The organism is Natranaeroarchaeum sulfidigenes (genome assembly GCF_017094485.1).
GTDB lineage: Archaea > Halobacteriota > Halobacteria > Halobacteriales > Natronoarchaeaceae > Natranaeroarchaeum > Natranaeroarchaeum sulfidigenes.
The window spans coordinates 860,596-874,132 of sequence record NZ_CP064786.1; the positions used below are offsets into that span (position 1 = coordinate 860,596).

Annotated in this window: 18 protein-coding genes; 9 read left to right on the forward strand and 9 right to left on the reverse strand. The window is 62.4% G+C overall.

The window, feature by feature from the left end; all coding sequences use genetic code 11:
- Positions 1-21 precede the first annotated feature (21 nt).
- Positions 22-372, forward strand: coding sequence for a helix-turn-helix transcriptional regulator (locus AArcS_RS04455; protein ID WP_238479233.1), 351 nt, complete (start codon positions 22-24; stop codon positions 370-372).
- Positions 373-415: 43 nt separating this feature from the next.
- Complete coding sequence (locus AArcS_RS04460) at positions 416-625, forward strand: hypothetical protein (RefSeq protein ID WP_238479234.1); 210 nt, start codon at positions 416-418, stop codon at positions 623-625.
- A gap of 17 nt (positions 626-642) precedes the next feature.
- Here AArcS_RS04460 and AArcS_RS04465 read toward each other — a convergent pair whose 3' ends face one another.
- Entirely contained in the window at positions 643-1,545 is a 903-nt protein-coding gene (locus AArcS_RS04465; protein ID WP_238479236.1) for an alpha/beta fold hydrolase, read from the reverse strand.
- A 106-nt stretch (positions 1,546-1,651) separates the two neighbouring features.
- Here AArcS_RS04465 and AArcS_RS04470 point away from each other — a divergent pair, with 106 nt between their 5' ends.
- A complete protein-coding gene (locus tag AArcS_RS04470; RefSeq protein ID WP_238479237.1) occupies positions 1,652-1,858 on the forward strand; it encodes a hypothetical protein in 207 nt (68 codons plus the stop codon).
- Between the two features lie 2 nt (positions 1,859-1,860).
- Here AArcS_RS04470 and gatA read toward each other — a convergent pair whose 3' ends face one another.
- On the reverse strand, positions 1,861-3,126 hold the full coding sequence (gene gatA, locus AArcS_RS04475) for an Asp-tRNA(Asn)/Glu-tRNA(Gln) amidotransferase subunit GatA (RefSeq protein ID WP_238479238.1): 1,266 nt from the start codon (positions 3,124-3,126) through the stop codon (positions 1,861-1,863).
- Complete coding sequence (gene gatC, locus AArcS_RS04480; protein ID WP_238479239.1) at positions 3,123-3,401, reverse strand: Asp-tRNA(Asn)/Glu-tRNA(Gln) amidotransferase subunit GatC; 279 nt, start codon at positions 3,399-3,401, stop codon at positions 3,123-3,125. Before gatC ends, gatA begins: the two co-directional genes overlap by 4 nt.
- A gap of 165 nt (positions 3,402-3,566) precedes the next feature.
- On the opposite strand from gatC, the gene AArcS_RS04485 reads away from it, so the two are divergent.
- Positions 3,567-4,553 carry a transcription initiation factor IIB gene (locus AArcS_RS04485; RefSeq protein ID WP_238479240.1) on the forward strand — a complete coding sequence of 329 codons (987 nt, stop codon included), beginning with the start codon at positions 3,567-3,569 and terminating at the stop codon, positions 4,551-4,553.
- 66 nt (positions 4,554-4,619) lie between these two features.
- Entirely contained in the window at positions 4,620-5,090 is a 471-nt protein-coding gene (locus AArcS_RS04490) for an NUDIX domain-containing protein (RefSeq protein ID WP_238479241.1), read from the forward strand.
- A 26-nt stretch (positions 5,091-5,116) separates the two neighbouring features.
- Here AArcS_RS04490 and AArcS_RS04495 read toward each other — a convergent pair whose 3' ends face one another.
- Positions 5,117-6,220: a phosphotransferase family protein gene (locus AArcS_RS04495; RefSeq protein WP_238479242.1), complete on the reverse strand. Its 1,104-nt coding sequence runs from the start codon at positions 6,218-6,220 to the stop codon at positions 5,117-5,119.
- An 84-nt stretch (positions 6,221-6,304) separates the two neighbouring features.
- On the opposite strand from AArcS_RS04495, the gene AArcS_RS04500 reads away from it, so the two are divergent.
- Positions 6,305-6,847: a GNAT family N-acetyltransferase gene (locus AArcS_RS04500; RefSeq protein WP_238479243.1), complete on the forward strand. Its 543-nt coding sequence runs from the start codon at positions 6,305-6,307 to the stop codon at positions 6,845-6,847.
- An 80-nt stretch (positions 6,848-6,927) separates the two neighbouring features.
- Complete coding sequence (locus AArcS_RS04505) at positions 6,928-8,148, forward strand: acyl-CoA dehydrogenase family protein (RefSeq protein ID WP_238479244.1); 1,221 nt, start codon at positions 6,928-6,930, stop codon at positions 8,146-8,148.
- Positions 8,149-8,212: 64 nt separating this feature from the next.
- Here the strand turns inward: AArcS_RS04505 and AArcS_RS04510 are convergent, their stop codons facing one another.
- The 5 genes from AArcS_RS04510 to AArcS_RS04530 all read right to left on the reverse strand — a co-directional run bounded on the left by AArcS_RS04510 (position 8,213) and on the right by AArcS_RS04530 (position 11,944).
- Positions 8,213-8,647, reverse strand: a complete 435-nt coding sequence (locus tag AArcS_RS04510) for a DUF7475 family protein (RefSeq protein WP_445668772.1) — start codon at positions 8,645-8,647, stop codon at positions 8,213-8,215.
- A gap of 354 nt (positions 8,648-9,001) precedes the next feature.
- The gene (locus tag AArcS_RS04515; RefSeq protein WP_238479247.1) at positions 9,002-9,499 is read right to left on the reverse strand and encodes a small multi-drug export protein; all 498 of its coding nucleotides are present in this window, start codon (positions 9,497-9,499) and stop codon (positions 9,002-9,004) included.
- Positions 9,500-10,597: an asparagine synthase C-terminal domain-containing protein gene (locus AArcS_RS04520; RefSeq protein WP_238479249.1), complete on the reverse strand. Its 1,098-nt coding sequence runs from the start codon at positions 10,595-10,597 to the stop codon at positions 9,500-9,502.
- A 2-nt stretch (positions 10,598-10,599) separates the two neighbouring features.
- Positions 10,600-11,283: a PHP domain-containing protein gene (locus tag AArcS_RS04525; protein ID WP_238479251.1), complete on the reverse strand. Its 684-nt coding sequence runs from the start codon at positions 11,281-11,283 to the stop codon at positions 10,600-10,602.
- A 55-nt stretch (positions 11,284-11,338) separates the two neighbouring features.
- A complete protein-coding gene (locus AArcS_RS04530) occupies positions 11,339-11,944 on the reverse strand; it encodes a DUF420 domain-containing protein (RefSeq protein WP_238479253.1) in 606 nt (201 codons plus the stop codon).
- 111 nt (positions 11,945-12,055) lie between these two features.
- Between AArcS_RS04530 and AArcS_RS04535 the strand changes: the two genes are divergently transcribed.
- Together AArcS_RS04535 and meaB are read left to right on the forward strand one after the other, a co-directional pair.
- Complete coding sequence (locus AArcS_RS04535) at positions 12,056-12,469, forward strand: cobalamin B12-binding domain-containing protein (RefSeq protein WP_238479255.1); 414 nt, start codon at positions 12,056-12,058, stop codon at positions 12,467-12,469.
- On the forward strand, positions 12,466-13,530 hold the full coding sequence (meaB, locus tag AArcS_RS04540) for a methylmalonyl Co-A mutase-associated GTPase MeaB (protein WP_238479257.1): 1,065 nt from the start codon (positions 12,466-12,468) through the stop codon (positions 13,528-13,530). The genes AArcS_RS04535 and meaB overlap by 4 nt, the downstream gene beginning before the upstream one ends.
- Positions 13,531-13,537 lie beyond the last annotated feature (7 nt).

The following is a 13,537-nucleotide window of genomic DNA, read 5'->3' on the forward strand; positions in this document are numbered from 1 at the left end:
CGACTCGTGGGGGCGATATCGATGAGCGTCTCGACTGCCGAGGCGGAGTTATCCGAAGAGGAGCGAGCGGGGCTCGAACTGGTCCGTGAGACCGGAGGCATCCATCAGAGTGATCTCTGGAAGGAACTGGACGTCTCCTCCCGACAGGGGAGCCGGATCGTCGATTCGCTTGCAGAAAAGGAGTTGGTCAACCGGGAAGAGACCGTGTATGAAGGGCATAACACCTACTATGTGTCACCGACTGCGAAGGATCTCGACTTCGCGCTGTTGATGGCGGGCGATATGCTCTCTCCGTTTATCGGCGAGGAGGAGATCGATCCACAGAGCGACGCCTTTTCCCAGTGGATGATGAACCTGGCCTACGAGGAGTAATCCCGCTCGTAGCTTTATATCCTCTCGCGCTCTACTGACAGGTATGGCGCTAGAACGATTACGCACTCCGTCGCTGTCGGGCAGTGAAACCGAAGAAGCCGAAGAAACGCAAACCGAATCCGACGAGCAAGACGAACAGGAATCGAGTAGTTCACGCTTTGGCAAACTCAAAAAGACGCTCGGCGTGGCGCTCGCGGCCGTCGTCGCAGTCGTTACGTTCCGCAAACTCCGGAATCGCGGCGGCGACGAGTAGCGGTTACCTCCTGCGAATCATTTTTCGAGATGTCCCACCAGTAGCTCCGTCACTGCCTCCGACTCCTCCTGATGGACCCAGTGGGTGGCCTCCGGGAAGCGCTCGACGCGACCGTTCGGGCAGTACTGGCGGCTCATCGGCGCGAGATCCGGAACCAGTGCGGTGTCCCGCTCACCCCAGACGATGAGCGTCGGGGCCTCGACCTGCTCGCCGTCGGACGTGCTCCCCGAGAGCAGATCCGTCGGGTGCAGCCCGGCCGCCCGATACCAGCTGATGAGGCCGGACAGCGATCCTGCAGTACGCCAACTCGCGCGGTACCGCTCGATATCGACCGGGGTGAACGCTACGGCAGAGCCGCTCTCCAGCAAGGCGTCGCTCAACAGTCGGTACTCGTCTCGGGCGAGTGCCCATTCCGGAAGTACGGGGAGCTGAAAGAAGAAGACGTACCAGCTACGGCGGAGTTGTTCCGCGCTGGACCGTAGTGCTTCACGGAACGCGGCGGGATGCGGGACGTTGATGATACCGAGTCGATCGACGAATTCGGGGTGTGTGATCCCCAGTTGCCAGGCGATGACCGCACCCCAGTCGTGGCCGACAACGTGAGCTGACTCCCGGCCCTCCGATCCGATGAGTGCCCGGATATCCGCGGTGAGTTCGTCGACTCGATAGGCATCGGTACTTCGTGGCGAGTCGCTCAGATTATACCCCCGCTGGTCCGGGACGACGACTCGATACCCGGCGGCGACCAGCGGCTCGATCTGCTCGCGCCAGCCGTACCAGAAATCCGGAAACCCGTGGAGCAAAATGACGAGCGGGTCCTCCGGATCACCAGCAGCGACAACGTGCAGGTCGACACCGTTGACAGTTCGCATCGTTGATTCGATGCCGGGTAGGTCGAGGAGGCTCGCGTCAGTTCGCATAGGCCATAGTTTGTGAATGAAAATAAATGCGTTCGGATGGGACCGGTGCTGGTAGGCGTGTTCAGCCGTCGCGCGGCTTAAGCCATCGGACCACATACCTGTAGACGTGATATCGAATACAGGCGTTCTCAGGCGAGTTCTGGGCGCTGAAACCGACGAGACGGAAACCGACGGGGAGGATGACGGTGCAGAGCGACCGGCTCCAAAGCTCCGATCGAAACTCGGCCTGTTTCTCGCTCTCGTTGTGCTGACCGCGCTTGGGGAAGCGACGGTGCGGGGAATCCGAAAGCAACGGCGAAAACGAGCGGCCTGAGATCAGTCGAGAGCCGATCCGGCGCGGATGATTGCTTCTTCACCAAAGGCAGGTCCGACGAACTGGATCCCGACCGGCAGACCGTCGGCCTCGCCTGCCGGAACGGAGATGGCGGGCAGGTCGGCGAGGTTGACCGGCGTCGTGTTCGCGTCCGCGAGATACATCTTCAATGGGTCGTCGAGACTCTCGCCGAGCTCGAAGGGCGTGATCGGCATCGTCGGGCTGGCGAGAACGTCCGCTTCCGAGAGCGCCTCGTCGAAGTCCTGTTTGACCCACGCCCGGGCGTCCTGGGCTTTCTTGTAGTATTTATCTTGATAGCCTGCAGACAGAGCGAAGGTACCGAGCAGGATACGTCGTTTTACCTCGTCGCCAAAGCCCTCGCGTCGTGCCGCCGAGAACGCTTCGTTCCAGTTGCCCTCGAAGCCGCCGGACTGGCCGTATCGGACGCCGTCGAAGCGAGCGAGGTTCGAGGAGGCTTCTGACATCGCGATTACGTAGTAGGCTTCCACGGCGTGCTTGACCGAGGGCAGGCTCACCTCGTGATAGCTCGCGCCCTGCGCTTCGAGTTCGTCGATGGCGCTCCAGAACTGCTCGACGACGCCCTCGTCGGCACCCTCGACGAGTTCGGTGGGGACGCCAATCTGGAGTCCGTCGACATCGCCATCAGCGGCGGCGGCGTAGTCGACCTCGGGGCGTTCGCGTGTCGTCGCGTCGTTCGGATCCTCCCCCGCGATGACATCGAGTAGTTCGGCGGCCTCCTCAACGCTCGGGGCGAGCGGGCCGACCTGTTCCAGACTGTTGCCGTAGGCGATCAGCCCGTACCGTGAGACCAGCCCGTATGTGGGCTTGATGCCGACGACACCACAGAAGGCGGCGGGACAGCGGACCGAACCGCCGGTGTCGGTTCCGAGCGCAAGGTCGGCCTCACCAGCGGCGACGGCGGCCGCAGAGCCGCCCGAGGACCCCCCGGGAACGTGTCCCGGTGCAGCAGGGTTGTCGGTCGCGCCGAACGCGGACGTTTCGGTTGTCGTTCCCATTCCGAACTCGTCCATGTTCGTCTTCCCGTTGATCGTCGCACCGGCGTCTTTCAGGCGTTCGACGACGGTAGCATCGTAGGGTGGAACGTACTCATCAAGCATCCCGGAGCCACAGGTCGTCCGGACGCCCTCTGTGGAAATATTGTCCTTGACTGCGACGGTTTTTCCGGAAAGTTCCCCCTCGCCCTCACCGTCGATCCGTTCTTCGGTGATGTAGACGTTCTCCGTCATGAGACGTTCGGACCCTTGAAGTAGCCGTCCTCGCTCGATTCGGCGTTCGACAGCGCTTCTTCCTGTGTCAGACTCTCGTGCTCTTCGTCCGGTCGCATCACGTTGACCAGTTCGGCTTCGCGGTCGACCTCTGGCACTTCCTCGATCGTCTCGAAATAATCGAGGATGTCGGCGAACTGCTCGGCGAACTGGTCGACCTCGTCGTCGTCGAGATCGACCCGCGCGAGCTCCGCGACGTGACGGACGGTGTCGGGTCCGGCGGGATGGTCGCTCATACACGAGGTGACTGGTGGATCGGGAGTAAGGGTTTCGATCCCTGCATTCAATTGCGAGGAGCGGTCGTGCGCGGGTGTGTCCATACCGCGGTGGCTTTAAGTTGCTGCCGTCGCAACAGAAGGTTGGAACAAAGCGTTTTCCGCCCGCAGTTACCCCCAAAAGCAATGACTGACACAACGATTCGAGAGCACTCGAACACGCGCGAGCACGCGCGTAGACAGAAAAGAAAGCAGACCAGCCAGGACGATGAGGAGCAACTGGCCTGTCCGGAGTGTGACGGACAGCTCGTCTCCGACGAAGAGCGCGGTGAGACCGTCTGTGTCGATTGTGGTCTGGTTGTCGACGCGGACGAGATCGACCGCGGCCCGGAGTGGCGGGCGTTCGACTCCAAGGAGAAAGACCAGAAGTCCCGCGTCGGTGCACCGACGACGAAGATGATGCACGACGACGGACTGTCGACGAACATCGGCTGGCAGAACAAGGACGCCTACGGACGGTCGCTTTCCTCCCGCCAGCGCGAGAAGATGCAGCGGCTTCGAACGTGGAACGAACGGTTCCGAACCCGAGATGCGAAGGAACGCAATCTCAAGCAGGCGCTGGGCGAAATTGACAGGATGGCCTCGGCTCTCGGACTACCAAAGAGCGTCCGGGAGACGGCAAGTGTCATCTATCGGCGTGCGCTCGACGAGGACCTCCTTCCGGGACGATCGATCGAGGGCGTCGCAACGGCGTCGTTGTACGCCGCAGCGCGACAGGCCGGAACGCCACGCAGCCTCGACGAAATAAACGCGGTGAGTCGCGTCGACCGTGCCGAAGTCGCCAGGACGTACCGCTATATCGTCCGCGAACTCAATCTGGAAATCCAGCCTGCCGATCCCGAACAGTACGTCCCCCGATTCGCGTCGGATCTCGACATCTCGGAGGAGGCGGAACGCCGCGCCCGGGACCTGCTCAAAACGGCCAAGGAACAGGGCATCCATAGCGGCAAGAGCCCAGTCGGTCTCGCCGCCGCCGCAGTCTACGCCGCCTCCCTGCTGGTCAACGAGAAAGTGACCCAGAACACGGTCAGCGAGGTTGCGAACATCTCCGAGGTGACGATCCGCAATCGATATCACGAACTGCTCGAAGCAGACGGTCACGCGCCAGACTGATCGAGTTCCCTTCTCCTCCGGGTCGAAAACGACGGCTACAAACGACACCTCCCCCAGACGAGAGGTATGGAGACCACTCGACACTTCGTCGCGACCGTGTTCGTTGTCCACGACGGCGCAACGGCGTTACACGAGCACGAAAAGCTGGACATGTGGCTCCCGCCGGGCGGGCACATCGACCGGGACGAACTACCGCACGAAGCGGCACTCCGGGAACTCGAAGAAGAAACAGGTCTTGATGTTGACCTGATCAGCGAAGCCGAGGGGACGGAATCCGATACTGCTCGTCCACTTCCACAACCCGAGCAGTTCAAACTCGAAGATATCGACCGGATCGACGGTGAGGTCGCCCACCAGCACATCGACTTCGTCTACTACGCCCGGGCCACCGATCGATCAATCGATCCCGCAGCTGGCGAGGCCCCTCCCGACGCATGGCAATGGTTCACGAAAGCTGAGCTTCGCAACCGTCGCGACGAACTCGAAGCGGACGTGGTTGCGGCCGGGATCGACGCTATAGAGACTGTCGAGGAGTAATCACAACGGCTGAGGATGGCGATCCCTTACAACGATACGTCGCCCGATCCTTCAGCCATTTCCAGGGTTCGTTTCGCCAGCCGGGGGACGCCCTCGCGCATCTTCGGGTAGAGCGGGTCGGCGGCGTTACCTTCCAGATGGCGGCGGAAGAACATCTCACCGAGCGCTGCCATCTTGTAGGCGGCCAGTACCCGGTAGAACCGCAACTGATCGGCTTCGATGTCGCTTTGCTTCTCGTATCGGTCGATCAGATCGCCTCGCGAGAGATACCCCTCCTTTGCGGTAAAGGTCGGCATCAGTTCGGGGATCGGCGGGTCGCGATCGCCGGGATCCTGCCAGAACAGAAGCAGAAGGCCGAGATCAGTCAGTGGGTCACCGAGCGTCGAGAGCTCCCAGTCGAAGACTGCGGTCAGTTCCGGCGACGTTCCCGGTGCGAACATGAGGTTGTCGAGCTTGAAATCTCCGTGGACCAGTGTGTGCGGGTGCTCCTCGGGGGCGTGCTCGGTAAGCCATGACATCAACTCGTACACCTCCGGCACTTCCCGTTCCTCGCCGGTGACGTCGAACGCCCAGGTGAACTGCTCGGACCAGCGCCGGACCTGACGCTCGGTGAACCCGTCGGGATAGCCAAAGTCGTCGAGACCGACCGCCGCAGGATCGACCGAATGAATCGCCGCCAGCGTGTCGATGACTTCCTGGCTCAGTCCTTTACGAGCCGCCGGGTTATTGAAGCGTTCGGGTTCCGAGGTTCGCAGTACGTCGCCGTGCTGGCGCTCCATCAGGTAAAATGCCGCACCGAGAACGTCCTCGTCCTCGCAGGCGAGCACGGTCGTCGGAACCGGAACGGGTGTTTCCTGTAACGCGTCCATCACTCGATACTCGCGGGTCACCTCGTGTGCCGTCTCGGCCGTCTCACCCGCAGGCGGGCGGCGGAGTACGAGTTCGCGGTCGCCCCACTCCACGAACAGCGTCTCGTTCGAGTGGCCCTGCTCGTGACGCATCACGTCGAATCGCTCGGCGGAGCCGAGTTCGGCAGTGAGATAGGCCGAGAGAGCGTCCTCGTCGACGAGACGGTCCAGATACTCCTCGCTCACGCCAAACCACGCTCCACATGTTGTTCGTTCATACATTCATCATTGTGGACTGGTATCAAATAGCTTGGGCTGGAGACGCTCCGGGAGAAAACATATATCGGCCGTCCGTTATCACCGTGTATGCCCGGAGCACGCATCACGACCGACGGCGACGTGACGCTCAGGTCGCTCGAAGCCGAAGACCTCGATTTTCTCCAGCGCTCGTTTGCGAACCCGGAGATCCGGTACCCGCTTGGGAACCCACTTGGCAGTCGCAAGAAACTGGAACAGCGACACGAGGACGGCGAGACTCCCCAGTTCCTTGTCTGTCTGGACGATGCGGGACCGGGGACGCCCGACGAAGACGAGGTAGAACGCATCGGCGCAGTGTCAGTCGACGACGTCGAGTGGCGACGGCCGGATCTTGGGTACTGGCTAAAACCCGAGGTACACGGTCAGGGTTACGGGAAACGCGCAGTGGGCCTCGTCATCGACTACGTCTTTCGGACCCACGACCACCCGGCAGTGGGTGCCTGTGCCTACGAGTTCAACGAGGCCTCACGTGGCCTCCTCGAATCGCTCGGCTTCGTGGAAGAGGGCCGAACTCGCCGGGATCGGTTCATTGACGGCGAGTACGTCGACACCGTCCAGTACGTACTGTTGCGCGAGGACTGGCGAACCTGAGTCAGACGGAGAAGCGGTCCCTGTTCGGTCACTGTGTGACTCGGGAACACACTTTTCACGTATTACAACGATAAACAATTATGAAATTCACGTACGACGATCCAGAGCGGGGCCATGCGGTTGCCGAGCGCACCCGCGAGTTCGTCGACGAGGTCGTCCTGCCGGTCGAACGCGAGTATCTCGGTCGGGGGCCAGTCCCGGGAGAGGAAATCGAGCGGCTTCGGGCGGTGGCGCGCGATCGAGACCTCTACGCGCCGCAGGTTCCCGAAGAACACGGCGGGCTCGGGCTGGATTTCCGCGAGATGCTACCCGTGTTCGAGGAGGCGGGGCGCAGTTTACTCGGCCCGGCCGCACTGCGCTGTTCCGCGCCCGACGAGGGGAACATCCACACTATCGAACTCGTGGGGACCGACGAACAGAAAGAGCGCTGGCTCGACCCGCTCGTCGCCGGTGACGCCCACTCGGCGTTCTCGATGACAGAGCCGCCACAGGGCGGGGGATCGGACCCGAAGATGATTGCCACGACCGCCGAAAAAGACGGTGACGAGTGGGTGATCGACGGCCACAAGTGGTGGACCACCGGCGGGAGCGAGGCCGACGTACTGATCGTGATGGCACGAACCGACCAGGACGCCCACCCGTACTCGGGCACCTCGATGTTTCTCGTCCCCACCGACGCCGAGGGCGTCGAGATCGTGCGCGATATCCCACATCTCGGCCCCGACCTCGTGGAGATCGGCCACGCCGAGGTCAAGTATCACGACGTTCGGGTCCCCGAGGAGAACCTTCTGGGCGCGGAAAACGCCGGCTTCGCCATCGCTCAGCAGCGGCTCGGCCCCGCACGGCTGACCCACTGCATGCGTTTTCTGGGGATGGCCGACCGCGCGCTCGACATCGCGACGGCTTATGCAAGCGACCGCGAGGCCTTCGGCGAACCTCTCGCCGAAAAGCAGGCGATCCGCTTTGACGTCGCCGAGCATCGGATCCAGTTACACGCCGCCCGGACCATGGTGCGCCACGCCGCAGAGCAAATCAGGCAGGGCGAGGACGCCCGGATCGAGGTGGCGATGTGCAAGACGTTCGCCGCGAATGCGACCCAGCAGGCCGTCGACTCGGCACTCCAGTACTGCGGCGGCACCGGGATTAGCCGTGACCTCCCGCTCGCGGACTTCTACGAGAGCGTCCGCCAGTTCCGCATCATCGACGGCGCGGACGAGGTCCACAAACGGTCGATCGCCCGCGAGGCCTTCGCCGATCCACCGATGGAGGAGCTAGAGACGATTACGCGGTTCGCAAAATAACGAAGCCGGTCTGGAGTTAGTACGGTTACAGAAGGTAGTACAAGAGAGCTAGTTGAACAACGTATCAGGGGGTTTGTGCACGGATCTCTGATTGCTCGCCACTGGCTACATACAGATAGACTGCACAGACTGCGAGCACGGCCTCGGTAGCTTTCGTGATCACCGCGAGTGGATTGAGAGATCCATCCATGTAGAACGCTTCTACACCCCAGCCCTGTACCGGGAACAGTGCCAGAATCGTTACGAACGCGTAGATGGCTGCGACAATAAACAACCAGCGTCGCCAGAACCGAGTCACGTACAGTACAGCCCCTCCCATAAACCCGAGACCATTGAGAATAAACAGAACAGCAAGTAGCTGACTCATTTCGACGGCATTCGTCGATGCTACAAGATGTAGTACACCCGTGATCAGTGCCATCAGAATGGCAACATACCCGATCGGGTTGGACGGACGATTGAAAACTGACTCTTGATTCGCTGAATGGGTTGTACCCATAGTCACAATATTGTGCATAACCAATAGGAAAAACTCTTGGTTCGATCATCGAATCAAAGGGGGATCACCGGTTCGCTGATAGAGTGTTACCCATATTCTACGGCATGTAGTTATAAAAGCCACACTCTGAGCCACAGCCATGGAGAGGTGTAGTGATACACGGTATTGCAGTGTTAATCAATTATACCTCGTTATTTATCTCACTGGCGCAGCGCCGAATGCTCGGCCTCTTCCTTGCGCCCAGTTTCTGTCGGTGCACTATATTCCCGCCCGTAGCCCACACTACAACAAATGAAGTATTACACTACAGTTTTCGATGTGTGGCGCTTCTTCTCGCTACAACCAGAGAGCAACTCACCCGACGATCCGCAGCAGACTCTCCATTCCGTACCACGATGCGGCGGCGATCGCGGCGGACCAGAGGACGAGACTCCCCGTCATCCAGGCAAACACTCGCTGGCGCGAGGATCCAAAGGCAAGCCCCAGCACTGCGGCAAGATGTGCGCCGGTCGTTACCGGCGCGGCCAGCGCGACGCCCGGTAGGCCGTATTTGTCCCAGATCCGACGGGCGCGACGCACCGTCTTCGAGTCCGATTCGTCAGTCGGATCGCCGTATCGTCGTCGAACGAACTCGAGGCTCCAGTCGGAGGCGACGACCACGAGGTAGACCGTCGAGAGATTCCCCGTCGCCGCGGCGAGGCCGACGAGAAGCGGGTCGAGCCCAACTGCGACGCCAAAGGGGATGACCACGAGCACCTCGACGACCGGGATCGCCGCGAAGACGAACACCAGCAGATACGCGAGGGGGCCATCTGCGCGGTCAATCGCGTCGAGTCCGGCAATGAGATCCATCTATGCAATCCGTGAGCGAATGTACTCGCTCACGTGGTCGTCCATCCGGCGTTTGAACCCGGCCTGTCTGGCGAGCCGGTCGAGTTCACGGCCCACGAGGCTGCCGTACTGGACGGCCTTCTTTTCGCGGAAAGCGATACTGTCGGGGACGAACTGGCGGGCAGCACGTCGGAACGCGCGCTTTCGCTCGCCGCGGTCGTCGACAAGCGAGTCGGCGGGTAGTTTGAGGGCCGTCTCGACGACGCCGTCGTGGAGCAGGGGTGCGACCGGCTCGACGCCCGCCGCGCGTAGCGCGAGGACGTCCCGTTCGAGCTGGTCGGGGAGAGTGAGAATCATCTCGCGCTGTGCGCCCCGGACAGTGTCCGCATCAACCCGCGGATCCTCGGGAGCGCGCGCGACTTTCGCGTAGCCACCGAACAGTTCGTCAGCGCCCTGTCCGACCGCGAGATACTCGTAGCCGTCCGCACGAGCCTGCTCGGCGACGAGATACAGCGGGAGCGCGATCTGGACCGCCATCCCGTCCGGGCGACCGATCGCCCGCGCCACCTCGGGCACCGCACGCTCGACGTCTGCGACTGTGAACTCGACGACGTGTAGCTCGCGATCCATCGCCTCGGCCGCCGTGCTCGCTGCCTCCAGGTCGTGGCTCCCGTCGAACCCGCCGACGTACAGCGGGGCATCGAAGCCCGCAGCGACGACCGACGAATCGACACCACCGGAGAAGGCGATTGCGACAGACTCCGCGTCGTCTGGGCGTGTCGCCGCGATGCCCTCGCTGATGGCTCCGACGAGGTCACTGATTGCCTCCCGCTCGTGCTGGTACGGTGTGGGATCGGGCAAGGACCAGACCTGTTGTGGCTCCTCGCCGTCGCGCTTGACGTGTCCCGCAGGGAGAGATACTGGCTCGTAGAGATCAGTTCGGTCGGCCGACCAGTCGGGGAGAGCCATCGACGCCCGATCCTCGACAAACAGCGGATAGCGGCCGAGTACATCGCGCACGAGCGCGCCGTCGACGGGGCCGGCAAAGCCCGCGGTTCCGGGCAGGGGATCACTGGTCTCGATCGCATGGCGGACGAGCTGGGGATCGGCACCCTGCACCGTCAGAACAGCTCCCGGAGTCGGCTCTTGACGCGCCGCTTCGCTCCGCCTGCAGCCTGTCGGAAGCTGATGCGCCACGGGGTGCGTTTTCCGGCGATTTCCGTTCGGCCTGCCGCGACGGCGTCGAGGATCGCATCAGCTGATCGGTCGTCAGCGTCGATCAATGTGATTGCCTGTCCGACCATCTCGCTGATGTGGGCGTCACTGCCCGCTGTCATCGGTTTGTCGTACTCCGTGGCGAAGGTACGGGCCTGTCGATTCCCACGCCCCGTGAGCAGGCGGGAGTTGTACACCTCGATCGCGTCAGCCGCGGCGAGCGCCTCGGGCGTGATGTTGGCCATCACGCCGCTGCGTGACTCCTGATAGGGATGCGGAACGATCGCGATCCCGCCCAGTTCGTGAATCCGGTCGAGCGTCTCGCTGAAGGAGAGGCCGGGCGGGATGGCCTCTTCGATTCCGAGTCCCAGGACGTGGCCCGCTCGGCTGGTGATCTCGATGCCCGGAATACCAACCAGCCCGTACTCGGGCGCCTTGCGGACAGCCTCCAGACTGGCGTCTATCTCGTCGTGATCGGTGACGGCGATCGCGTCCAGCCCGACGGCCGCTCCCTGTTCGAGCAGCAGATCGACCGGGTCGCGACCGTCGTGGGACAGCTCCGAATGGGTGTGTAGCTCGACCGACAGCACACCCTGTCGTTCCGGGTGTACCGACAAAAACGCCTCGGTACGGCGTATTCAGCCGTCAAAAAAGTAGTACGAACGCTGGCTCGAACGTATTCCCGTAAGTGTGATTGAGAATGACGTAAGTTGCAACGCCGAGAACGAGGCTCAGTATCCACGAGGCAGCGGCGATCCGGCCGATCTGTGCGTGGCGTGTCTCGCGCAGTTCGCTCGGCGTGTGTGAGAGGCCGAGCAAGAGCGCGTACACGACGACTGGCATCGCCAGCGCCGACAGCACAATGTGAATCGCGAGCATGATGAAGTAGCCGAGCGCGACGAGGTCCGGTGCGGCGTCAGCGATGGCTTTCTGGCCGCCGCCGCCGACCTTCGGGAGATACATCACGAGGAAGACGAGGATCAGGCCAAAGGCAGAGCCCATCGCCTTCCGGTGTTTATCGACCGCTCCCTTGCGGATCCAGTACCACCCGGCGACCAGACAGATCGTCGCCAACGTGTTCACTACTGCGATGGCGTGTCCCAGCAGATCGACGCCGGATTCGGTGATGTTCGGATACGGGAACCAGCCCTCGAAGGTCCCAGCTACCAGAAAGTACCCGATAGCAGTCAGAACCACCGTCAACTCGGTCACCCGGCCTTTGATCGGGCGGGCAGGTGTGGCTGTTGACATAGTGGGCCGTTAGGAGCCTCCCGGTATTTTCCTGTCGTTTCTTGCGAGCATTCGATCGAGGCAGTGGGATCGTGATCAAAGTATAAACGAATCGCTAGCAAACTATCGTGTATGAGCGCCGAACAGCAACGTACCATCCGGTGTCTCGTCGCAAAGGTCGGTCTCGACGGCCACGACCGGGGTGCACACGTGATCGCCCGCGCCTTCCGTGACGCCGGATTCGAGGTGATCTACTCCGGACTCCACAAAGCGCCCGACGAGATCGTACGGGCCGCGGTCCAGGAGGACGTCGACGTGCTCGGGATTTCGATCCTCTCGGGGGCGCACAACACGCTCGTCCCGAAGGTCGTCGAAGGCCTGAAAGAGTACGGAGCGTTTGAGGACACCCTGCTGCTCGTCGGCGGCGTGATCCCGGATGACGACAGGGCGACGCTCAAGGAGGAGGGCGTCGCCGAGGTGTTCGGCCCCGGAACGGAGCTCGAAGAGACGATCGAGTTCGTGAGAGAGAACGTGCCCGAGCGATGAGCGGTGGGGAATCAGAGCTGGCCGAGGCGCTTCTGGACGGCGAGTATCACGCGCTCGCCAGGGCGATCACCACGATCGAGAACCGCGAGGACGGGTACAGGGATCTCGTCGCTGCCCTGTACGAACACACTGGAAACGCCGAAGTGATCGGCATTACGGGCAGTCCCGGCTCCGGCAAGTCGACGCTCGTGGACAAACTCGCGCTCGCCTACCGCGAACGCGGCGAGCGGGTTGGCATCGTCGCCGTCGACCCCTCCTCGCCGTACTCCGGTGGAGCGGTCCTCGGCGACCGGATCAGGATGGCCTCCTCGGTCGGCGACATGGACGTCTTCGTCCGCTCGATGAGCGCGCGCGGAAGCCTCGGCGGCCTCTCGATGGCGACCGCGGACGCCGTCACCGCCTTCGACGCCTTCGGGATGGACAGAGTGATCATCGAGACGGTCGGCGCGGGACAGAACGAGATCGACGTCGTCCGGGCGGCCGACACCGTTGCGGTGCTCGTCCCACCAGGGAGCGGTGATACTGTCCAGACGCTCAAGGCTGGGATCCTCGAAATCGCGGACGTATTCGTGGTCAACAAGGCGGATCTGGACGGTGCGGATCGAACCGTCACGGAGCTCCGGGAGATGGTCGGCCTGGGCAACGACGTGAATCCAATTCTCGATCACCGCGGGAAACACGGGTATGGCACGACGGATACCACAGACGTCGACGGGGCCAGCACGGACGGCGAGGGTGATGGCTGGACGCCGCCGATCGTCGAGACTGTCGCGACACGGGGCGACGGCGTCGACGAACTTATAGCGGAGTTCGAGGCTCACGCGAGCCACCTCGACGAGAGCGGCCACAGGGCGGAGCGCGAACGAACGCGCTCGGCCGAGGAGCTTCGGCGTCTCCTGCGAAGCGATCTCAACGGGATGGTCGAAGCGGAGATCGAACGGCGTGGTGGGATCGAGGTGCTGGTCAACGAGACCGTCGACGGCGGGCGAGATCCATACTCGCTTGCGGACGAACTGCTCACGCCGATCGAGGAGTGTCTTGCGAACCGTCGCGACGAGTGAACAGGTC